14 protein-coding genes are annotated in these 22,776 nt (G+C 67.8%); 10 read left to right on the top strand and 4 right to left on the bottom strand.

Translation table 11 applies throughout. The features are described from left to right. Position 1: 1 nt before the first annotated feature. The 3 genes from ASC95_RS03195 to ASC95_RS03185 all read right to left on the bottom strand — a co-directional run bounded on the left by ASC95_RS03195 (position 2) and on the right by ASC95_RS03185 (position 6,238). Entirely contained in the window at positions 2-1,783 is a 1,782-nt protein-coding gene (locus tag ASC95_RS03195) for an HDOD domain-containing protein (RefSeq protein WP_057296315.1), read from the bottom strand. A 202-nt stretch (positions 1,784-1,985) separates the two neighbouring features. After that, positions 1,986-5,819, bottom strand: a complete 3,834-nt coding sequence (gene hrpA / locus ASC95_RS03190) for an ATP-dependent RNA helicase HrpA (protein ID WP_057296314.1) — start codon at positions 5,817-5,819, stop codon at positions 1,986-1,988. Between the two features lie 26 nt (positions 5,820-5,845). Then, the gene (locus ASC95_RS03185; RefSeq protein WP_057296313.1) at positions 5,846-6,238 is read right to left on the bottom strand and encodes a VOC family protein; all 393 of its coding nucleotides are present in this window, start codon (positions 6,236-6,238) and stop codon (positions 5,846-5,848) included. 85 nt (positions 6,239-6,323) lie between these two features. Here ASC95_RS03185 and argA point away from each other — a divergent pair, with 85 nt between their 5' ends. The 8 genes from argA to hemH all read left to right on the top strand — a co-directional run bounded on the left by argA (position 6,324) and on the right by hemH (position 18,917). Beyond that, on the top strand, positions 6,324-7,667 hold the full coding sequence (gene argA, locus ASC95_RS03180) for an amino-acid N-acetyltransferase (RefSeq protein ID WP_057296312.1): 1,344 nt from the start codon (positions 6,324-6,326) through the stop codon (positions 7,665-7,667). Between the two features lie 79 nt (positions 7,668-7,746). Beyond that, entirely contained in the window at positions 7,747-8,025 is a 279-nt protein-coding gene (locus ASC95_RS03175) for an oxidative damage protection protein (RefSeq protein WP_057296311.1), read from the top strand. Positions 8,026-8,439: 414 nt separating this feature from the next. Further along, a complete protein-coding gene (locus tag ASC95_RS03170) occupies positions 8,440-8,736 on the top strand; it encodes an H-NS family nucleoid-associated regulatory protein (protein ID WP_057296310.1) in 297 nt (98 codons plus the stop codon). A 343-nt stretch (positions 8,737-9,079) separates the two neighbouring features. Then, complete coding sequence (locus ASC95_RS03165) at positions 9,080-12,241, top strand: bifunctional diguanylate cyclase/phosphodiesterase (RefSeq protein WP_057296309.1); 3,162 nt, start codon at positions 9,080-9,082, stop codon at positions 12,239-12,241. A gap of 9 nt (positions 12,242-12,250) precedes the next feature. After that, entirely contained in the window at positions 12,251-14,131 is a 1,881-nt protein-coding gene (gene dnaG / locus ASC95_RS03160; RefSeq protein WP_057296308.1) for a DNA primase, read from the top strand. Positions 14,132-14,472: 341 nt separating this feature from the next. Beyond that, positions 14,473-16,710: an RNA polymerase sigma factor RpoD gene (gene rpoD / locus ASC95_RS03155; protein ID WP_057296307.1), complete on the top strand. Its 2,238-nt coding sequence runs from the start codon at positions 14,473-14,475 to the stop codon at positions 16,708-16,710. Between the two features lie 152 nt (positions 16,711-16,862). Further along, positions 16,863-17,831 (top strand): adenylate/guanylate cyclase domain-containing protein, encoded by a 969-nt coding sequence (locus ASC95_RS03150; RefSeq protein ID WP_057296306.1) that lies wholly within the window; start codon positions 16,863-16,865, stop codon positions 17,829-17,831. Positions 17,832-17,834: 3 nt separating this feature from the next. Further along, the gene (gene hemH, locus ASC95_RS03145; protein WP_057296305.1) at positions 17,835-18,917 is read left to right on the top strand and encodes a ferrochelatase; all 1,083 of its coding nucleotides are present in this window, start codon (positions 17,835-17,837) and stop codon (positions 18,915-18,917) included. On the opposite strand, the gene ASC95_RS03140 is transcribed toward hemH, so the two are convergent. Continuing rightward, the gene (locus tag ASC95_RS03140) at positions 18,914-21,628 is read right to left on the bottom strand and encodes a PEP-CTERM sorting domain-containing protein (protein WP_157255927.1); all 2,715 of its coding nucleotides are present in this window, start codon (positions 21,626-21,628) and stop codon (positions 18,914-18,916) included. The genes hemH and ASC95_RS03140 overlap by 4 nt on opposite strands. 117 nt (positions 21,629-21,745) lie before the next feature. Here ASC95_RS03140 and ASC95_RS03135 point away from each other — a divergent pair, with 117 nt between their 5' ends. Together ASC95_RS03135 and grpE are read left to right on the top strand one after the other, a co-directional pair. Continuing rightward, positions 21,746-22,147: an RNA-binding S4 domain-containing protein gene (locus ASC95_RS03135; RefSeq protein WP_057296303.1), complete on the top strand. Its 402-nt coding sequence runs from the start codon at positions 21,746-21,748 to the stop codon at positions 22,145-22,147. 81 nt (positions 22,148-22,228) lie between these two features. Beyond that, positions 22,229-22,753, top strand: coding sequence for a nucleotide exchange factor GrpE (gene grpE, locus ASC95_RS03130; protein ID WP_057296302.1), 525 nt, complete (start codon positions 22,229-22,231; stop codon positions 22,751-22,753). Positions 22,754-22,776 lie beyond the last annotated feature (23 nt).

The following is a 22,776-nucleotide window of genomic DNA, read 5'->3' as shown; positions in this document are numbered from 1 at the left end:
CCTAGGAGTTGCCGCGCGCGGACAGGCGTTCGCGCAGGGAGGACGACGGCGCGCCGTCGTCGGCCGGCTTGGCTGTCGCGGTCGACGGCTTGTGCGCGCCAGGATTCAATGCTTCCATGACCTCGCGCAGGCCGACACCCAGCGCCTTGGCATAGCGCCGCGTCGCGGCTTCCAGCGCCGGGCGGCGACGCGCCTCGGGCAGGCCGAGGGCGTCGATCAGTTCGTTGGCAAAACTGCAGGTCAGGCGGATCGCATCGGCATCGCTGCGCACCGGGTGCACGGCACCGTCCAACGGCTGGCGCCGGATCATCTGCAGCAGCTCGTCGCCCAGGCCCCAGTGCCGCGCCACCGCGGCACCCATGGCGTCCAGGTCGCAGCCCAGCACGGCGTAGGCCGCCGCCTGCTCACCCATCGCGGGCGGGTTGGGCTGCTCCTCGGTGGGCTCCGGCGGCACCATCAGCTGGCGGATCTGCTGGGCGTCATCCGGGAAGTGGTACTGCAACAGCAGGCGGCCGAGGTTCTGCATGACCGTGATGAGGTGCACGACCTCGGCGTCATAGCCCGCCGGGCGCAGCGCCTGCGCGACCTGGGCGGCCTTGGCGACGCGGGCCATCAATTGGCGCAGCATCTCGGCGGCCACCGGCGCCAGCGGCCCCGGCCAGGGCTTGAGCGCGTTGGCCGCGAGCTGCACGCCATCCAGCCCCAGCATCTGGATGGCGCGCTGCATGTTCAGCACCGTTTCGCCGTGGTGGCCGCTCTGCTTGAGCGCGTTGTTGACGCGGCGTACCAGCTCCAGGCTCAGGGCCATGTCCTTCAGCACGAACTCGGACAGCGCACTGGCGTGCTGGGACTCCAGCCCCGACCCGCCCGTGAAGCGGTGCAGGCCGGTCATCGTCGTCGGCAGGTGGCCGATGCGCTGCAGTTTGTCCATCAGCAGCGCGACGGGGCCACCGCTGTCGTGCGCAGCCGAGGTGCGCCAGCCGTCCAGAGCGCGCCAGAAGCTGCGCGCCAGGTGGTAGCGCTGGCGCAGCTGGCGGTCGGTCGCCCGGTTGCAGATGGCGCGCAGCGGCTCGGCGATGGGGTGCGGCGTCTCCCAGCCCAGGCGCACCATTTCACGCCCGAGGGGTTGCATCTGCTGCACGACGTGCTGCAGGTCGTTCTCCTCCAGCACGGGCTTGCCGCTGAGGATGCGATTGAGCAGCAGACCGACGCAGAGCACGTCTTCCTCGGCCGACTCGCGCACCGCACGGCGCGTCACGGCGTTGAAATCGACCGTGGCCGGGAAGACCTCCTGCGCGACTTCCAGGCCAACGAGGCGCACCTTGTCGCCGGCGTCGATGACGAGGCTGGCGGTCTGGATGTCCCGGTGGGCGTGGCCGGCCTCGTGGGCGAAGGCCAGGCCTTCGAGCAACTGGGCAATCCAGCCGGCCGCGTCGATGGGCAGGGGGGCATTCTGGCGTGCGAGGCGCTCTTCCAGCGTCTCGCCCAGGGCGCGGTCGTAGGCTACGTAAGGCCAGTTCTCGATCTGGCCGATCTCGAACGGACGTGCCAGGTTGGGGTGCTGCACCCGCTCTGCACCTTGGGCCATGCGCAACCAATGCTCCAGGGCGGCCGCGCTGTTGGGCTTGTCACGCGGCATGCAGAGCATCAGCTCCTGGCCATGGCGGGGGTCGAAGACGCCCCAGATCAGGCTGCGGGCGCTCTTGGACAGCAACGCGCGCAACTCGAAGCGGCCAAAGCTCTTCGGCGGCGGGGCGGCGGGGCTGGAACTGGAATCAGGCACGGCAGACGTGGGCGGGGTGTAACAGATGGTGTTCCTGCATTGGACTCCAGGCCAGGAGCGTCCAGCTTGCAGGCAAGCGTCGAAATGCCACGGAATTCCCTGGCAGTCCAGGCCTTGTGTGCAGCAGCTCACACTCCGGGCTTGGACCGGCTTGGTTTTACACCGGGCCCAGGCCGGCCGCGTAGGCCTGGGCCGCAATTTGTCAGCCTGTCAGCTGGCTCCACACCTTGTCGAGTCGTTTCACGCTGACCGGCTGCGGCGTGCGCAGCTCCTGCGCGAACAGGCTCACGCGCAACTCCTCCAGCTGCCAGCGGAAGTCCTCCAACCGTGCATCGCGCACGCCCTTGAGCTCGGCCAGGCGGCGTGTGTAGCGCTGCTCCAGCGGCTTGATCTCGCTCATCAGCTTGGTGTCCCGGGCGGCGTCGGCACGCAGCTTGTCCAGCCGCGCCGTGATGGCCTTCAGGTAGCGCGGCAGGTGCTGCAACTGGGCCCAGGGCGTGTCGAGCACAAAGCGCTTGGGCACCAGGCGCTGCAACTGCGCGGTGATGTCGTCGCCGACATCCTTGGCTGGCCGAGAGTCCTTCAGCTTGCGACTCGCGTTGGCCAGCTCTTGCAGCACGGCGTGCGCAGCTCGGGCTACTTCCTGAGCAATCAGGTTCAAGCGGCTGCGGCCTTCCTCGATGCGCTTCTTGAAGCTGATCGGATCGGTCGGCAGCGGGTCGGCCAGGAAGGCGCGGTCCAGTGCGACGCCGATGATCTGGTCGCGCAGATCCTCGGCCGTGCCCAGGCCCATGTAGAGCACGGACATGCGCTGCAGATCGGGGATGTTCTTTTCCAGGAACTTCAGCGGTTCCTTGAGCTGCAGCGCGACCAGCCGGCGCAGGCCGGCGCGGTGCTTGGCGGCGGCGACCTCGGGCTCGTCGAAGACCTCGATCTCGACGTGGGCGCCTTTGTCGATCAACGCCGGGAAGCCGATCAGCGTCTGGCCACTCTTGCGCACCTCGAGCAGCTCGGGCAGTTCGCCGAAGGTCCAGTCGGTGTAGGCCTGTGTCGCATCACGCGCGGGGGCCGCCGGCTTGACGATCTCGGCGCGGACGCCGCGTTCAGGTTGAGGCTTTGGCGCAGCTTCTGCTGCGGGCAACTTCAGCGCCGCCAGCGCCTGAAACGCCGATCGCGCCTGGCCGCCCAGCTCCGCCTTCAATGCCGCCAGCTGCCGACCTTGGCCGAGCTGGCGGCCATGCTCGTCGACGACGCGGAAGTTCATGAACAGGTGCGGCGGGAGCTGCTCCAGCTTGAAGTCGTTGCGCTGCACGGCGATCTGGCTGCGGTCCTTCACGGCCCTGAGCAGCGTGTCCACCAGCCCCCCCTGGCAGAACGGCTGCAGCTCGATGAACTCGGCGACGAACTCCGGCAGCGGCGTCAGCCGCGCGCGCGGCTTCTGGTGCAGGCTCTTCAGCAGCGCCGACACCTTCTGCGCGAGCATGCCGGGCACCAGCCACTCGGCACGCTCCTCGCTGACCTGGTTGAGCGCAAAGATGGGCACGGTCACGGTCAGACCGTCACGTGGGTCGCCCGGCTGGTGCAGATACGTCGCCGCACAGTCCACGCCGCCCAGGCGGATGACCTTGGGAAAGGCCTCGCTGGTGACGCCTGCGGCCTCGTGGCGCATCAGCTCGTCCTGGCTGAGCTGCAATAGCTTGTCGTCGCTCTTGCTGGCTTCCCGCCACCACTTCAGCAGCGTGGCGCCGGAGAACACGTTCGCCGGCAGCTTGTCGTCGTAGAAGGCGTAGATGAGTTCGTCGTCCACCAGCACGTCCTGGCGGCGCGACTTGTGCTCGAGCGCCTCGACCTTGGCGATCTGGCGGCGGTTGTGGGCCAGGAAGGGCAGTTGCCGCACCAGCTCATCCGGCAGGTCGTCGTTGACAAGGCCCTCACGGATGAAGATTTCGCGGGCGGCCTTGGGGTCCACACGGCCGAAGTTCACACGCTTGTTGCTGTAGAGCACGATGCCGTACAGCGTCGCTCGCTCCAGCGCCACGACCTCGGCGGCCTTCTTTTCCCAGTGTGGCTCCAGCAGCTGGGTCTTGATCAGGTGGCCGGCAATTGGCGGCAGCCACTGCGGCTCGATGTTGGCGATGCCCCGGCCGTACAGGCGTGAGGTGTCGACCAGCTCGGCAGCCACGATCCACCGGCCGGGCTTCTTGCTCAGGTGAGCGCCGGGATGGCGGTAGAACTTGATACCGCGTGCGCCCAGGTACCAGTCCTCGTCGTCGCTCTTCTGGCCGATGTTGCCCAGCAGGCCGGCCAGCATGGACAGGTGCAACTGCTCGTAGGTGGCGGGGCTCTGGTTCAGCCGCCAGCCGTGTTCGGCGATGACGGTGTGCAGCTGCGAATAGACGTCGCGCCATTCGCGCACGCGGCGCGGACTGATGAAGTTCTCGCGCAGCAGCTGCTCGTGGCGGCGGTTGCTGAGCTTGTGTTCTGTGCCGCCGCCCTTGGACTCCTCCAGCCACTTCCACAGCTTCAAGTAGCCGCTGAACTCGCTTTTCTCGTCGTCGAACTTCTTGTGCTTCTCGTCGGCGGCCTGCGCGGCTTCCATCGGCCGGTCGCGCACGTCCTGGCCGCTGAGCGCCGATGCGATGACCAGCACTTCCGACAGCGCCTCGCGGTTCTTGGCCTCCAGGATCATGCGGCCCACGCGCGGGTCCAGCGGCAGGCGCGACAGCTCGCGGCCCAGCGGCGTCAGCTCGTTGTTGTCGTCGGTGGCGCCCAGCTCGGCCAGCAGCTGGTAGCCGTCGGCGATCGCCTTGGGCCGCGGCGGCTCTAGGAAGGGGAAGCGCTCGACCTCGCCCAGGTGCAGCGCCTTCATGCGCAGGATGACGCCGGCGAGGCTGCTGCGCAGGATTTCTGGATCAGTGAACTTGGGCCGCTCGTTGAATTCCTTCTCGCTATAGAGACGAATACAGATGCCGTTGCTGACCCGCCCGCAGCGGCCCGCGCGCTGGTTGGATGCCGCCTGGCTGACCGGCTCGATGAGCAGCTGCTCGACCTTGTTGCGGTAGCTGTAGCGCTTCACGCGCGCCAGGCCCGGGTCGATGACGTAGCGGATGCCCGGCACCGTCAGCGACGTCTCGGCCACGTTGGTGGCCAGCACGATGCGGCGCTGGCCGTGCGGTTCGAAGACCTTGTCCTGCTCGGCCTGCGACAGCCGTGCGAACAGCGGCAGCACTTCCACGCCCGGCGGGTGGTGCTTGCGCAGCGCCTCGGCCGCCTCGCGGATCTCGCGCTCGCCGGGCAGGAAGACCAGCACATCGCCGCCGCCCTCGCGCCATAACTCGTCCACCGCGTCGGTGATGGCGTTGTTCAGGTCGTACTCGCGGCTTTCCTCGAAGGGCCGGTAGCGCTGCTCAACCGGGAACAGCCGCCCCGACACCGTCAGCACCGGCGCGGGACCTTTGCTCGACTCGAAATGCCGTGCAAACCGGTCCGCATCGATGGTGGCCGACGTGACAACGATCTTCAGGTCAGGCCGGCGCGGCAGCAGCTCGCGCAAATAGCCCAGCAGGAAGTCGATGTTGAGGCTGCGCTCGTGGGCCTCGTCGATGATCAGCGTGTCGTACGCCTTCAGCAACGGGTCGCTCTGCGTCTCGGCCAGCAGGATGCCGTCCGTCATCAGCTTGACCGAGGCGGTCTTGGCCAGGCGATCCTGGAAGCGGACCTTGTAGCCGACCACGTCGCCCAGCGGCGTCTTCAGCTCCTCGGCGATGCGCTTGGCCACGCTGCTGGCGGCAATGCGGCGCGGCTGGGTGTGGCCGATCAGGCCGCCGCCGTTGATGCGCCCACGACCCATGGCCAGCGCAATCTTGGGCAGCTGAGTGGTCTTGCCAGAGCCGGTCTCGCCGCAGACGATGACGACCTGGTGCTCGGCCATGGCAGCCGCGATTTCATCGCGCCGCGCAGAGACCGGCAGGGATTCAGGGAATGAAATGGAGAGAGCCGGCTTCACGGGCCGGCTCTCGGGATTCGGAGCTGTCATTGCGGCGGGATTGTCCCGCAAGCGCTTTATTCGCTGCGCGGGAAGTAGCTGATGACCTGGATCACGGCGCCCTGCGGGTCCTGCAACACGGCCATGCGGCCGATGGTCGGGATGTCGAAGGGGCCGGCGCAGACGGTGCCGCCGAGGCTTTTGGCCTTCTCGACCGTCGCATCACAGTTCTCGACGGTCACATAGGCGCCCCACATCGCCGGGCCGGGCTGCTGCTGGGTCATGACGCCGCCGACAGCCACCTCGCCCACCTTGACGACGTGATAGTCGCCTTGACCCATGTTCATGGTGTCGAAGCTCCAGCCGAACAGGGTGCCGTAGAACTCGCAGGCCTTCTTGGGGTCGGGGCTGGACAACTCGTTCCAGCTGAAGGCGCCGGGGGTCATGTAGACGTCTTGATAGTCCTTCATCGCGGTCTCCGGTGGTGAAGCAGCGATCCTCGGAGGCGAATGTGACAGCGTCAAGTGATCCGAGTCACAGGCCACAATTCGCCCCATGACCGGCCTTGTCTTCCCCCACACCTTCGTGCCCTGGTTCCGCGCCGTGGCACCGTATATCCATGCCTACCGCGGCGAGACCTTCGTCGTTGGCATGCCGGGCGAGCTGATCGCGGCCGGCAAGCTCAATGCCTTCGTGCAGGACCTGGCCATCCTGCATGCCATGGGCATCAAGATCGTCCTGGTGCACGGCTTTCGGCCCCAGGTCAACGAGCAACTCGCCGCCAAGGGCCAGACGCCCCGCTTCAGCCATGGCCGCCGCATCACTGACGCCGTGGCCCTGGACTGCGCCCAGGAGGCCGCCGGCCAGTTGCGTTTCGAGATCGAGGCCGCCTTCAGCCAGGGCCTGCCCAATACGCCGATGGCCAACGCCACCGTGCGCGTGGTCTCCGGCAACTTCCTGACCGCGCGACCGGTCGGCATCGTCGACGGCGTGGACTTCCAGCATTCAGGGCTGGTACGCAAGGTTGACGCTGCAGCCATCCAGCGCGCCATGGACATTGGCGCCATCGTGCTGCTGTCGCCCTTCGGCTTCTCGCCCACGGGTGAGGCCTTCAATCTGTCGATGGAGGACGTGGCCACGTCCACGGCCATTGCGCTGCAGGCCGACAAGCTGCTGTTCGTCTGCGAGGTCGACGGTGTGCCCGAGAACCCAGACGACCCGGACAGCCCCATCGACACCGAGCTGGCCGTGGCCGACGCGGACCGCATGCTCGCCAAGGTCGGCCCGGCGCCCCAGCCGACCGACGTCGCCTTCTATCTGCGCCATTGCGCCGAGGCCTGCCGTGCCGGCGTCGAGCGCTCGCACATCATCCCGTTCGCGGTGGATGGCGCGCTGCTGCAGGAGGTCTACACCCATGACGGCATCGGCACCATGGTCGTCGACGAGAAGCTGGAAAGCCTGCGCGAGGCCAGCGCCGACGACGTGGCCGGCATCATCCAGCTCATCGAGCCCTTCGAGCGTGACGGCACGCTGGTCAAGCGCAGCCGGACCGAGATCGAGCGCGACGCCGAGCTCTACACCGTCATCGAGCACGACGGTGTCATCTTCGGCTGCGCGGCCCTCTACCCTTATGTCGAGGCGCGCACCGCCGAGATGGCCGCACTGACCGTCTCCGCCGAAGTGCAAGGCCAGGGCGACGGCGACCGCCTGCTGAAAAGAATCGAGCAGCGCGCCAAGGCCCAGGGCCTGGACAGCATCTTCGTGCTGACGACGCGCACCATGCATTGGTTCATCAAGCGCGGTTTCCAGCAGGTGGACCCGGAATGGCTGCCTGAAGAACGCAAGCGCAAATACAACTGGGACCGGCGCTCGCTGGTGCTGGTCAAACGATTCAACTAAGCCCCGCCGGGTTCGCCCAAACGGCCGCCGCGCTAAAGTGCCGGCCGTTTCTCATTTCTCGTGTTCGTAGGAGTCCGCCATGCCCCGCACCGTTCAATGTGCCTATCTGAAGAAGGAAGCCGAAGGGCTGGACTTCCCGCCCTACCCGGCTCATACCGAACTCGGCAAGAAGGTGTGGGAAAGCGTCAGCAAGGAAGCCTGGGCGGCGTGGATGAAGCATCAGACCATGCTGGTCAATGAAAACCGCCTCAACCTCGCCGACCTGCGCGCCCGCCAATACCTGATGCGCCAGGCTGAACAGTTTTTCTTCGGCACAGGTGCCGAAGCGGTGGCGGGCTATGTACCGCCATCGGCCTGAGCGCAGCTCAGGTGAAAAACTGTGGGGGATGCTCATCTGCGCGTAGCGCAGGTGATGCAGCCACCAACAATTTCTTTGGCACCGGCGCCGAAGCCGTCGCCGGCTACGTACCGCCGGCAAACGAATAAACGCAAATCCCCGCATATCCACAGGGCCGGGACGCCAGTCACCGGCCCTTTCTGTTTCTGCGGCGGCTGCCACGGCGGGAACCCCCGCCGGCGCTACGAAATGCGCAATTAACCCTAGCTGCTAGAAACTCGTCGCAACCGGCCAACGAAAACTCTTGCATTTATGCGGCCTGTCGGGATTTAATTCGCCCACGGAGATACTCGCGGTCAATCGGCCCCAAGGCTCCGGGGCCGCGGCGATCAATGTCGCGAGTCTCCCCGCTCAAATCGCAAGAGGAATAGCAGCATGTCCACACTGAAAGAACTCCTGGCCCAGCGCGAGGCACTTGATCAGCAGATCAGCCAAACCAAGGACCGCGAACGCAGCGAAGCGGTGGCCAAGGTGAAATCCCTGATGAGCGAATATGGCCTGACGGTGGCCGACCTCAGCACCCGCACCCCCAAGCCGGCCAAGGTGTCCAAGGTCGCCGCCAAGTATCGCAACCAGGCCACCGGCGAAACCTGGAGTGGCCGGGGTCTGCAGCCCAAATGGCTCAAGGCCGCCATTGCTGGCGGTGCCAAGCTGACCGATTTCTCCGTCTGACCGGCAATTCCTGCAGGCCCAATTCCTGCGGGTCAATTGCCCGGCATACGCCGGCGATTTGACTGCAGGGTTTGAACAGATTCCCGTCGCCGGCGCCCGCTGGCGCGACCGACCAGGGCCATCCATCTACGGGATGGCCCTTTTCCTTTTTGGTGCAGGTCCCGCCTAAACTGCGCCATGCCTTTCGTCACGCTGCCAGCGACCCTGCGCCTGGGGTTTTCCCAGGGATCGTCGTGCCATGGCGGCGACGAGATTGCGGCAATGCCCGATCGTTGCCACCCATTCACTCGGCCAGCGCCCTGCATGCGCGCGCTGCCCTGGGTATTGGCCTGAGGCCCGAGCCATGGATCTGCATTCCGGCCACCCGGAATCCGACAACCAGGCCCCGGACCTGAGCGTCCAGGCACCGCCCTCCACGACCCTGCCACCCGGCCCGCGCCGCATCCATGACCGCCGCCGCGGCTGGCGCCGTCTGCGCCGCGTCGGCCTGGCCGCACTGGCCGGTCTCGGTGGCGGCCTGGTCACCGCCTGGGGGCTCGCCACCGACGCGTTGCCGCCTCTGCTGCGCATTCCCCAGCCGGTTGCGGCCATGCCGGCGCAGGATCTGCTGGTGCCCATGCTGCTGGCGGCTCTGGGCCTGCTGACGCTGTGGCGGCTGAGCGCCTGGGTGCTGCCCCTGGTCATGGCGGGCTTGCTGCTGGGCGCCGGGCTGCCCTTGCTGGCGCGCTCGCCCGCCGATCCGGCCGCGGCACTGGACCTGCTGATTTCGCCACCCGTGCTGACAGCGCTGGCCCTGCCCCTGCTCGCGATCGCTTTGAATCGCACGCTGATGCGTCGGCTGCGCCTGACGGGCCGACTCACCGGCCGCCGCGAAGTCCTTCTTTTCGGCCTGCTCGGTGGCCTGGCCGCACCGGCGCTGGCCGGACTGTTCGCGCTGGCAGCCTTGATGGCCGCGCGGCTGACCCGAAGCGGCGCGCTCGGTGGCGCGCTGGAACTGGCGGCCGCGTGGGGCTTTGGCCTGCTCTGCGCCGGCACCTGCCTGCAGGCCAGCACCCAACGCCCCCGCCGCGGCGGCCGCTGGACCGCTCGCATGCTGGTCACGGCGGCCGTTCTCGCCCAGGCGGGCCTGATCTTGCTGCCTGAGGCCGGTGCCACCCTGCTGCTGCCGCATCTGCTGCTCTGCCTGCATGCGCTGCAGGCCTCACCGCGCGCCAATGCCTTGCTCGGTGCCGGCCTGCTGGGCCTGTGGGCACTCAGCGCGCCACCGTCCCTGCTCTCCTATATTTTGGGCGCGGGTTTCGCCTTCCTGCCACTGGTACTGATCGCGCTGAGCCACCATCAGTTGCGCGACCGGGACGGCTGGCGCAGCGCGCTGGACGCCCAGGGGCTGGCGCTGGCGGAGTGGCGCCTGCCCGAGGGCCGCCGTCATGCGTCGGCGCGCTGGCTGGCACTGACGACGCCTGTGGACGGCTCGGCCGCTGGCAGCGCGCCACTGGATTGGTTGCGCCTGGCCCACCCGCGCGACCGCGAGCCCCTGCGCCGGGCGCTGCGCGAGCTGCTGGGTGACCCGCAGCGCAACCAGCTCGGCGTGTCATTGCGCCTGGCAGCCGATGGCGGCGACTGGCGCTGGCACGAGCTCCAGGCCCATGTGCCGCTGCGCGACCGCCAGGGCCGCGCGCGTGGCCTCATCGCAACGCTGGCGGACGTCAGCTGGCGCCACACGGCCGAAGAGCGCGAGCGCATGTCGGCCACCCTCTTCCAGCAGGCCAGCGAGGGTCTGGCCGTCATCGACACGCAGTGGCGCGTCGTCGAGGTCAACGCGGCCTATTGCGACATCCTGCATGCGCCGCGCGAGGCCCTCGTCGGCCGGCCGGCGACACCGCTGAGCATCGCCAACCTGCAGCGCAGCGGCCACGAGACCGCCGAGCTGCAGGCGGCGCTGAATGATGGCCTGTCATGGAGCGGCCAGTTGCAGGCCGAGCTTGAGGACGGCGGCCGGCATGTCTTCGCGACCAAGCTCAGCCCGGTACCGGAGCCAGAGGGCGTCAGCCCACGCTGGCGGCTGCTGAGCCTGACCGACCTCGGCGAAAGCCTGCGCCAGCAGGACCTGCTGCGCCGCAGCCTGCGCTTTGACGTCGCCACTGGCCTGCCCAACCGCGACGAGTTCATGCGGCGGCTGCAGCTGGCCCTGGTCGCGGCCAACCGCGACGGCTTCAGGCTCGTTGTCGGCCTCATCGATCTGGATGACTTCGCCCGCGTCAATGCGGAGCACGGCCAGCTTGTCGCCGACGCCGTGCTGCTTCAACTCAGCGGCCGATTGCAAGCTGCGTTGCGCGGCTCGCGCGGCGCCGCGCCAGATACCGCCGACCAACTGGCCCGGCTGCACGGTGACGAGTTCGCCGTGCTGATGCGCGTGCAAACGCCAGAAGAAGCCCAGCGGGCCGCCGACCGCCTGCTGGCGGTGCTGTCCACGCCGGTCGCCATCCGGGAGAACCGCGTCGGCAACGGCCTGGCCATTGAAATCGGCGCCAGCATGGGCGCCACCCTCTATCCCCAGGACGACGCCGACCCGGAGACCCTGCTGCGCCACGCCGGCCACGCTCTCTACCGCGCCAAGCATGCCGGCCGGTGCGGCATCCAGTTCCACGACCCGACGCTGGACCAGCGCGATGAGGCCGGCATGATTGCCGTCGCTCGCCTGCAGCGCGCCCTGGACAGCAATGAGCTGCTGCTGCACTACCAGCCGCAGATCGACCTGCGCAGCGGCCAGGTCATGGGCGTGGAAGCGCTGCTGCGTTGGCAGCACCCCGAGCGCGGCCTGTTGGCACCGGCCCATTTCTTGCCGCTGGTCGAGACGACCGGCCTGGCGGTGCAGATCGGCGACTGGGTCATCGAGCAGGCCCTGGCGCAGGCGACGGCCTGGCTGCGCGCTGGTGTCAACGATGGCAAGGGGCTGCCGGTCAGCGTCAACGTCGGTGCCCGGCAACTGCGCCGCCACGACTTCCCGCAGCGCCTGCAGGAACTCATCCAGCGCCAGTCGCCCGAGGTCGCCCATTTGCTGCACCTGGACGTGCTGGAGTCTGACGCGCTGGTCGAGACGGTCGCCACCCAAGCCCTCATCCAGCGCTGCCTGGGCCTGGGCGTCGGCATCGCGCTGGACGACTTCGGCGCCGGCTACTCGCGGCTCAGTTCACTCAAGCGCCTGCCTGTGGACACCCTCAAGCTCGACCGCAGCTACGTGCAGGGCATGCTGGGCGACGCCCAGGACCTGTCGCTCGTCGAGAGCGTGATCGGCCTGGCGCGCAATATCGGCTGCGCCGTGCTGGCCAAGGGCGTCGAGAGCCGAGCCCATGCGCGCGAGCTTCTGCGCCTGGGCTGCCGCCTCGGCCAGGGCAACGGCATTGCCGCGGCCATGCCCGCTTCGGCGCTGTCCGGGTGGATGCAAACCTTCGGCAACAGCGACTGGATTGCCCAGTTGCGCAGCCCGTCCCAGGCCAATCTCTAAAATCCACGGGTGATCCCGCCCGGCTTTATTCAGGACCTGCTCTCCCGCGTCGATGTCGTCGAGGTGGTGGGCCGCCATGTCGAGCTGAAAAAGGCGGGCATCAACCACAAGGGCCTGTGCCCCTTCCATGGAGAAAAGTCGCCGAGCTTCATCGTCAGCCCGAGCCGCCAGACCTACCACTGCTTCGGCTGCGGCGTGCACGGCAATGCCATCGGTTTCCTGATGGAGCACACCGCCGCCACCTTCGTCGAAGCCGTGGAAGACCTGGCCCAGCAGGTTGGCATGGTGGTGCCTCAGGATGAGCGCAGCCCCGAGCAGCGTGAGCGCGCCAAGGTGGAGAAGGCCAGGCAGCAGAGCCTGACCGACGTGCTGGCTCGTGCGGCCGCGCACTACCAGGCCCAGTTGCGCACGGCGCCCCGCGCCGTCGAATACCTGAAGGGCCGCGGCCTGACGGGTCAGATCGCCAAGCATTTCGGCCTGGGCTACGCGCCGGAAGGCTGGCGGTCGCTCGCCAGCGGCTTCCCGTCGTACGACGACCCGCAACTCGTCGAGTCCGGCCTGGTCATCAGCCCGGAGGTCGAGCCCGGCGAGGACGCCAAGCGCTACGACCGCTTCCGGGACCGCATCATGTTCCCCATCCGCAACGTGCAAGGCGAGGTCATCGGCTTCGGCGGACGCGTGCTGGACAAAGGCGAGCCCAAGTACCTGAATTCCCCCGAAACGCCCGTCTTCGTCAAGGGCCGCGAGCTCTATGGCCTTTACGAAGGCCGGCAGGCCATGCGCCAGCGCGGCTATGCACTGGTCGTCGAGGGCTATATGGACGTAGTCGCCCTGGCTCAGTACGGCATCGGCAACGCTGTCGCGACGCTGGGCACGGCCTGCACAGCCGATCATGTGCACAAGCTCTTCCGGCATACGGACATGGTCGTTTTCAGCTTTGACGGCGACGCCGCAGGCCGTCGCGCAGCCGGTCGGGCGCTTGAAGCCGCCCTGCCCCATGCGACCGAAACCCACACCGTCAAATTCCTGTTCCTGCCCACCGAGCACGACCCGGACTCCTATGTCCGTGAGCTGGGCTCGGAGGCTTTCGAACGCTGCATCGAGGGCGCCGTGCCGCTGTCGCGCCAGCTCATCACGGTCGCTGCCGACGGCTGTGACCTTGGCACACCCGAAGGCCGCGCCCGCATGCTGAACCAGGCCAAGCCCCTCTGGGCCTTGCTGCCGGAAGGCCTGCTGCGTCGCCAATTGCTCGGCGAACTCGCCCGCCAGGGGCAGTTGCCTGAGGCCGAACTGCAAGCGCTGTGGCTAGGCGCACCCGCAGCTGCCACGGGCTCCACCACGGAGACGGCGGCACCCGCCGAAAAGCCGCGTTGGCAGCCCAAAGGCGAATGGAAGCCCAAAGGGGAATGGAAAGGCAAAGGTGACTGGAAATCGCGTCGCGACGCGGAACCTCGCCCCGCCGGTCCGCGCGTGACGCCGGCGACCGCCGCCGACCATGCCACCCGACTCTTGCTGCAGCACAGCGAGCTCTGGGACAGCCTGCCCGACGAGGACCGCGCCTTGCTGCACGACCTGCCCGGCGGCCATGGCGAACTCGTCCATTGGCTGGAACGCCACCTGACCCATCACGGCGCCAGCCCCTGGGCCGTCGTCCAGGCCGGCCTGGCGGCGGAGGGCCATGCCGACGTCGTGCATCGGCTGGTGCGCAGCGTGCAGGAACTGGGCATCGAGGAGTCCGACCCGGCTGGCGACCTGTCCAGCGCGATCGCCGCGCTGCGGTCCCGGGCCCCTGCCGCGTTGCCTGGCGGCAGCGGCGCCACTGACGAGGAACGGCGCCTGGCGCTGGAGGCGCTGGCCCGGCTGCGCGAGCGCCACGGTGTGCAAAGCTAGGGTTTACCTGTCACGGTTTTGCAATTCAGCCGCAAATGGCTGATAATCTTGTGTTTTCCGCGCGCGTCAACAAGAGTGACGGCAGAGAGATGCCGGTCCCGGCCACCCAGCGACACTGGGTAACCCATCAGGGTTTTAATGGCCAAAACATCCGCCAGCTCTGCATACCAAACGATCACGCCAGCTTGTTCGCGCCACGCCAGGGTCCCTCGATCACTCGCTGATCGATACCTTGACGACGAAAGCCACCGCCCCCTGCCCCGCCGGCCTGACGCCGAGCCCGGGTTGGCCGCGGTGGCTGCCGCATTTCTGAATTGACCGCGCAAACACGAAGGACCTGCATGACCGCCAAGAAGACCGCGCCCAAGGCCAGCCCCGCTCCTGCCGAAGAACTCAAGAAGAAGACGGCCGTGAAGGCCGCTGCCGAGGCGACCGCCAAGACCGCGAAGCCTGCCGCGAAGACGGCCAAGGCCGCCGTGGCGGAGGAAGACAAGCCCAAGCGCGGCCGCAAGCCCAAGGCGGCCACCGAGACCAAGAAGGCCGGCGGCAAGAAGGAAGCCGAGGAAGAAGAGGACTTCTCCGACATCGATGCCGAGATCGAGGGCGAAGAGCCGGAAGCCGAAGAGACGGTCGCGGTCGAAGAGGAAACCGTCAAGGCCAAGCCGCTGCGCATGAAGGTCAGCCGCGCCAAGGAGCGCGCGCTGATGCGCGAATTCGGCCTGGAAGAGACCGCGCTGACGGAAGAAGAAGCCGTCAAGCGCCGCTCCGAGCTGAAGACCCTCATCAAGATGGGCAAGACGCGTGGTTTCCTGACTCACCAGGAAATCAACGACCACTTGCCCGAGAAGCTGGTCAGCGAGGAAATCCTCGAGGCCATCATCTCCATGCTCAACGACATGGGAATCGCGGTCTACGAGCAGGCGCCCGACGCCGCCACGCTGCTGATCCAGGGCAACACCACGGCCACGTCGACCGAAGAAGAGGCCGAAGAAGCCGCCGAAGCTGCGCTGTCGACGGTGGACTCCGAGTTCGGCCGCACGACCGACCCGGTGCGCATGTATATGCGCGAGATGGGCACGGTCGAACTGCTGACCCGTGAAGGCGAAATCGAGATCGCCAAGCGCATCGAAGGCGGCCTGCAGGCCATGATGCTGGCGATCTCGGCCTCGCCGACCACCATCGCCCACATCCTCGAGTTCGCTACCAAGATCCGCGCCGGCGAGATGCAGATCTCCGACGTCGTCGATGGCTTCGTGGCCGAAGACGAGGCCGACGACTACGTGGCCGAGGAAGACTTCGACGAGTTCGACGAAGAAGACGACGACGACGGCAACGGCGGCTCCAAGGCGCTGACCAAGAAGCTCGAAGAGCTGAAGAACGCCGCGCTGGTCAAGCTCGACTCGATGTCCGCTGCCTTTGACAAGATGCGCAAGGCGTTCGAGAAAGACGGCTACAAGTCGGCCCCGTACAACAAGGCTCAGCAGGCCATCAGCCAGGAGCTGATGACCATCCGCTTCACGGTCAAGACGATCGAGAAGCTGTGCGACATCCTGCGCAGCCAGGTCGACGATGTGCGCCGCTATGAACGCGAGCTGCGCAAGATCGTGGTGGACAAGTGCGGCATGCCGCAGGAGCACTTCATCAAGACCTTCCCGCCCAACGCGCTGAACCTGAAGTGGGCCGAGAAGGAAGTCGCGCTGGGCAAGCCGTACAGCGTCATTCTGGCGCGCAACCTGCCGCCAGTGCAGGAACTGCAGCAGAAGCTGACCGACATCCAGGCCAAGGCCGTGGTGCCGCTGGACGACCTCAAGGACATCAACAAGAAGATGAACGAGGGCGAGAAGGCCTCTCGTGACGCGAAGAAGGAAATGATCGAGGCCAACCTGCGCCTCGTGATCTCCATCGCCAAGAAGTACACCAACCGCGGCCTGCAGTTCCTGGACCTGATCCAGGAAGGCAATATCGGCCTGATGAAGGCGGTGGACAAGTTCGAATACCGCCGCGGCTACAAGTTCTCGACCTACGCGACGTGGTGGATCCGCCAGGCCATCACGAGGAGCATTGCCGACCAGGCCCGCACCATCCGTATCCCGGTTCACATGATCGAGACGATCAACAAGATGAACCGCATCTCGCGCCAGCATTTGCAGGAGTTCGGCTACGAGCCGGACGCCCCGACGCTGGCCGAGAAGATGGAGATCCCGGAAGACAAGATCCGCAAGATCATGAAGATCGCCAAGGAGCCGATCTCCATGGAAACGCCGATCGGCGACGACGACGACAGCCACCTGGGCGACTTCATCGAGGACACCAACAACACGGCGCCCATCGAGGCGGCCATGCAGGCGGGCCTGCGCGACGTGGTGAAGGACATCCTCGACTCGCTGACGCCACGCGAAGCCAAGGTGCTGCGCATGCGCTTCGGCATCGAGATGCAGAGCGACCACACACTGGAAGAAGTCGGCAAGCAGTTCGACGTGACCCGCGAGCGCATCCGCCAGATCGAGGCCAAGGCGATCCGCAAGCTGAAGCACCCGAGCCGGTCGGACAAGTTGCGCACGTATCTGGACAACCTGTAAAGGTTGGCCATAGACGTGGTTCGCGCCAGCGAACTGCCGCGCAGCGGCAACGCGACTTGCGCCTTGACTCGCGAAGCGAGGCAGGGCACAAGCTGCGCGCGACACCTCAAGGCCGGCTCAGCCCGGCCTTTCTTACGCCATAAACTGCTCACATGACCGCGATCCGCGAGCGCACCGTCCTTTTTGCCGACCTGCGCGGCAGCACCGGGCTGTACGAGGCCCTCGGGAATGCCGAAGCCAGTGGCATGGTCACCCAGACCGTCGGCCAGATCAGCGAAGCCGTGCTGGAAAGCGGCGGCCAGCTCGTCAAGACCCTGGGCGACGGCCTGATGGCCGCCTTCGATACGCCGCGCGATGGCGTGCGTGCCGCCCAGCGCATGCAGGAGATGCTCGAACGCACCGTGCAACGCGCGCGCCGCCAGAGCAACCCGGCCATGCTGGCCATGCGGCTGCAAGTGGCGCTGGCGCGCGGCGAGGTCGTCGAGCTCAATGGCGACTGCTTCGGCGACGCCGTCAATGTTGCTGCCCGGCTCATTGACCATGCCGGCGACGGCGAGATCCTCATTACCGCCGAAGTGCTGACGGGCCTGCACCATGCGTCCAAGGGGCGCTTTCGCAGCCTGGACCGCATCTCGGTGCGCGGCCGCGTCGAGCCCGTACACGTCTACCGCATGGACGCGGCGCCCTTGGTCAGCGCCGACGACACCGCCACTCAGTTCGGCGAGCCCATGCGCTCGACGGATCCCGACGGCATGCGCCTGATCTGGCAGGACCTGGACCGCGTCTTCGACATTGGCGCCATGCCCATCGTGCTGGGCCGCAGCGTGCAGGCCACCTACTGCATCACCGACGCCCGCGTGTCGCGCTCGCATGCCCGCATCGACTGGCAGGGCAGCAGCTTTGAGCTGACCGACCTGTCCTATAACGGCACCTATGTGCGCTTCGGTGATTCGGGCGAGCTGCTCAGCCTCAAGCGCGGCAGCTGCACGCTGCACGGCAGCGGCGTCATTGGCCTGGGCGGCATGCCCACGGACGAGCAGTCGCCCATCGTGCGCTTCGAGGTGCTGCACTTCTACGACACCGAGCCCCAGCCTTTCGGCGGCCCGCGTTCTCGCCGCTGACCGATGCCTTTCCTGCCCGAACCGCCGCAGCGCCACGGCGCCGTACCTGCTGGTCCCGACGTCGCCGTGCTGCTCTGCAATCTCGGTACCCCAGACGCACCCGATGCCCCCGCTTTGCGCCGCTACCTGGCCCAGTTCCTTGCCGACCCGCGCGTCGTCGAGATCCCCAGGTTGATCTGGCTGACCATCCTGCACGGCATCATCCTGCGCGTGCGGCCGGCCAAGTCTGCAGCCAAGTACGCGACGGTCTGGACGCCCGAAGGCTCGCCGCTCAAGGTCTGGACCGAGAAGCAGGCCAAGCTGCTGCAGGGGCGTCTGGGTGTGCGCGTGGCCATGGCGATGCGCTACGGCCAGCCTGCCATTGCCGCGACGCTGGATGCGCTCAAGCGCGACGGGGTGCGACGCGTGCTCGTGCTGCCGGCCTACCCGCAATATTCGGGCGCGACGACCGCCAGCGTCATCGACGATGTGGCCCGCTGGGCGCTGCAGACCCGCCACCTGCCCGAGCTGCGCTTCATCAACCGCTATCACGACGAGCCGGCTTACATCGGCGCGCTGGCCCAGACCGTGCGCGAGCACTGGCAGCGCGAGGGGCGCGGCGCCAAGCTGGTCATGAGCTTTCACGGCATGCCTGAGCGCACCCTGCACCTGGGCGACCCCTATCACTGCGAATGCCTGAAGACTGGCCGCCTGTTGGCCGAGGCGCTCGGGCTGCGAGACGGTGAATGGCTCGTGACCTTCCAGAGCCGCTTCGGCAAGGCCAAGTGGCTGGCGCCCTATACCGAGCCCACGCTGGTCAAGCTGGCCAAGGGCGGGCTGAAGACCGTCGACGTCATCTGCCCCGGCTTTGCGGTGGACTGCCTGGAGACGCTGGAAGAGATTGCCCAGGAGGCGCGCACCGCCTTCCTGGCTGCTGGCGGCCAACGCTTTGCCTACATCCCCTGCCTGAACGACCACCCGGCCGGCATCCGCGCCCTGGCCAAGCTGGCCGAGCGCCACCTGCAGGGCTGGGCCGGTGAAGCCCCGCATCCCGACACCCTGGCCCTGCAGCGCCAGCGCGCGCTGGCGGCAGGCGCCAAGAACTAGCGGCGGCGCCGCCGAACCACGCCGGCCAGCACTGCCAGCCCGGCCAGCGCCATCACGCCGGCGCCCGGCTCGGGCACGGCGGCCGCCGTGAACACCGCCCCGCCATTGGCGCTGAAGCTGAAGCTGGCGAACTGGTAGCCATCGGCCCGGGCACTGAAGCTCGCCCCGGCGAAGGCCTGATGGTCCAGCCCCTGGCCGCCCGAGGTCTGGAAGAAGGTGTCGACGTTGAAGCCGCCGCTGGCCTGGAAGGCATTCGGATCGGTATTGCCCAGGAAGCGGAACTCCACGCTCAGATGGCTCAGGTCGAGGGCCGTGCCGTTGCCGAACACGACGCTGTCGGTGCGCCAGCCACCACTGCCATCAGCCTGCACCTCCATGATGAGGCGGCTGCCGGCCGCGGCCGTGAAACTGCCGTCGATGCGCATCTGGCCAGGCGAGTTGCCCGGGCTGAAGATGCCGTAGTTGGTCACCGCGCCGACGATGGTGCCGTTGCCGCCGAGGAAGCCGTTGGTGCCGATGACGATGGTGTTCGCGGTCAGCGTGCTGTTGTTGACCACCAGCGTGCCCGTGCCGCCATCCATCGAGCCGCCAGCGGTCCGGTTGCGGCCGACGCCGATCCAGTTAGCGCTGACGCTGGAGCCCTCGCTGATCAGCAGCGTGCCGTCCGACCCGCCGAGGCGGCCGACGAAGATGCCGCCCCCGGCCACGTCCACGCTGCTGCCGCCCTTGACGCGCATCAGCCCGGTGCCTTCGCGCCCGATGGTCATCGCGCCCTGGCCCGGTGCGGCCTGGATGCTGATGCTGGAAGCGCCCGACAGCGTCAGAGTGCCGTCGCCGCCCGGGCCCACGCTGGTGCCGCCGAGGTTGAGCGACGCCCCCGCGCTGCCCGCGTTGACCAGCGTCACATGGCTGCCGTTGGTGATCGTCGCCACGCCCGTGCCATCAGAGCGGCCGATGGACAGGAAAGCGCCCGACAAGGTGCTGCCGCTCTGCTGGCCGCTGAAGCTCAAGGAAGCATGGTCCACGCTGAGCACGCCCACGCCGCCGGAGCGGCCCACGTTCATGCCGATGGCGCTGACCAGCGCGTTGTCCGCCACCGTCAGCTGGCCGAAGCTCTGAGGACCGTGGCCGACGCCGATATAGCTGTCGGTACCGATCAGGCGTATTTCGGAGCCCGCGCCGGTCACCACGGCCACGCCACGCCCACCGGGCTGGGTGTCGCTGGTGCCGCCTATGTAGAGGCTGGTGCTGCGCGAGTTGGTCGCGGTGGACACCGCCTGGCCGTCCAGGATCAGCTGGCCGCCCGCGCTGATGTTCAGGAAGCCTGAGCCGTCGCGGCCCACGCGCATGATGGGATTGAAGGCCTCGCCGGCGCCTCCCCCCGGCAGCACCGAAGCGGCCGAGATGGAGACGACGGAGCCGGCGCCGCTGATGTTCAGCGTGCCGGACGAAGCCGCCTCACGACCGAGGTTGAGCGCCGTGCCCGAGGGCTGGGCCGTGGTGGCGACGAGATCGATGCGGCCGCCGTTGCTGACCGTGACCCGCCCCGTGCCATTGCGTCCGACATCCAGCACCGGGCCGGTCAGGACGCCGTTGGCGGCGGCCGAGCCCAGGCCGTCGATGCGCAGCTGCGAGCCCGCGCCGTCTACCTGCAGCTCGCCATGCCCGCCGTCCCGGCCGATGGCCACGTAGAACAGGCCGCTCACCTGGCCGCCGTCCTGCAACTGCAGCAGGCCGGTGGCGTTGTTGCGCCCCACCTGCAGATAGCCAGCGTCACCGCTATAGACGACGGCCGAGCCGGCGCCGGCCACGCGCATGTCGCCCCGCCCGCCGGTCGAGCCCACGTTGATGCCGTTGTAGATGCCGGCACGGCCCTGGATCTGCACCTGCCCGCCGCCGGTCACGTCCAGCGTGCCCCAGGCATTGGCGTGCTCGGCGAGGTTGATGAAGGCAGACCCGTTGCCCAGCGTCGGGCCGGTCACTCGCCATATCGAGCCGACGCCGTCGACGACGACCGAGGCAAAGCTGCGCTCGCTCCCCAGCGGGCTGGAGCCGCCCGGCGCGACGCCGATCGAGCCGCCGTCGGTCGTCAGCAGGCCGCCCGCCAGCACCTCGACGCGTCCGCGCGTGATGCCACCCGGCGTGCCGAAGGTGAAGGTTTCGATCGGCGGGCGGAACACTGCCAGCCCGCCGACGACGAAGGCGCGCAGGAAGCTCGCGCTGGAGCCGGCGCCGGTGACGGTCAGCGTCGCGTCGCTGCCGGCGGCATTGCCGATGAAGTTGTGGCACCACTGCGGGCCCAGCAGGCATTGGGCGCTGTCGGCGCGCGCGTCCAGCGTGGCGCCGTCGGCGATGGTCAGCGACCCCTGGCCCCAGGCGCCGAGCTCCAGCCGGTTGGTGCTGCCGTTGCCATTGATCGTCAGCAGCGAGCCGGCGCCAGTGACCAGGCCCGTCGCGATGCCCGTGCCGCCGTCGGCGAAGCGCACCGAGGCTGCAATCAGGCGCGAGCCACCATTGACGAGCAGCTGTGCCGTGCCGTTGCCACCCAGCCCCAACGTGTTGCCGCCCAGGTTGGTATCGCCCGGTCCGGGCGCCGTGAAAGTCGGGTAGACGCTGTAGGCCCCCGTCACGATCACATCCGCCGTCGCCGCCCCGCAGGCCAGCATCGCCGCCACCGCCGTTGCACGGCCCACCCACGCACGCTTTTTCATTGCGAACCTCCCCCAAGCAGCGCCCCTATCGGGCTGCGCAACGCTACCGGCGGGCTTGGCGACAATCATCCCTAAACCTGAGGACCTTTTTCGCCCGTGCCCGATTCCCCGACTTCGATGCGCCTGGACAAATGGCTCTGGGCCGCGCGTTTCTACAAGACCCGCGCCCTGGCCGTTGACGAGATCAACCTCGGCCGCGTGCGCGTGGGCGGCCAGCCGGTCAAGCCGGCGCGCGACGTGAAGGTCGGCGACCTGCTCAGCATCCGCATCGGCACGCTGAGCCGCGAGGTCGAGGTGAAGGGCTTGTCCAACCAGCGCGGCCCGGCGCCGCAGGCCCAAGCCCTCTACGCCGAAACCCAGGCCAGCGTCACGGCCAGGGAGGCTGCGGCCGAGGCGCGCCGCCTGGCGCCGGAACCGGCCGACACGATCATGCAAGGTCGTCCGACAAAGCAGGATCGGCGCCGCTTGGCAGACTGGGACCGATGGTCCGTCTCGCTGGATGAGGAAGATCCGGGTTGACCCGGATAATCCGTTTTGAATCTCCCCTCTTGAAACCAGGGCATCGCGCCCCATGTCGACGCGACTGCTTCCTTTTCTGCCATGACGACCGAAAACCCTTTGCCCGAAGACGCAGCCGGCGCCGCCGAGCCCACGGCCGCCGAGCTGAACCCCGAAATCAAGATCGCCGAGTTGGAAGGCCGCCTGGCCGAGATGAGCGACGCCTACCTGCGCGCCAAGGCCGAGACGGAAAACGCCCGCCGCCGCGCGGATGAAGACGTGGCCAAGGCCCGCAAGTTCGCCGTCGAGGCCTTTGCCGAGGCCATGTTGCCAGTGATGGACAGCCTAGAAGCGGCCATTGCCACGCCCAGCGCCAGCGTCGAAACCGTGCTCGAAGGCGTACACGCGACGCGACGCCAGCTGTCCAGCGCACTGGAGCGCAACAAGGTCGTCGAGATCAACCCGGGCCAGGGCGCCAAGTTCGACCCCCACCAGCACCAGGCCATCTCGGTGGTGCCGGCGCCTGGCCAGGAGTCCAACACGGTGGTCACCGTGCTGCAAAAGGGCTTCCTGATCGCCGACCGCGTGCTGCGTCCCGCGCTCGTGACGGTTTCCGCGCCGAAGTAATTCACAGCCTGCCGCCCCTTGAA

Source organism: Pelomonas sp. Root1217, from assembly GCF_001425705.1.
GTDB lineage: Bacteria > Pseudomonadota > Gammaproteobacteria > Burkholderiales > Burkholderiaceae_C > Pelomonas.
This window is presented reverse-complemented; position numbering and strand designations above follow the sequence as displayed.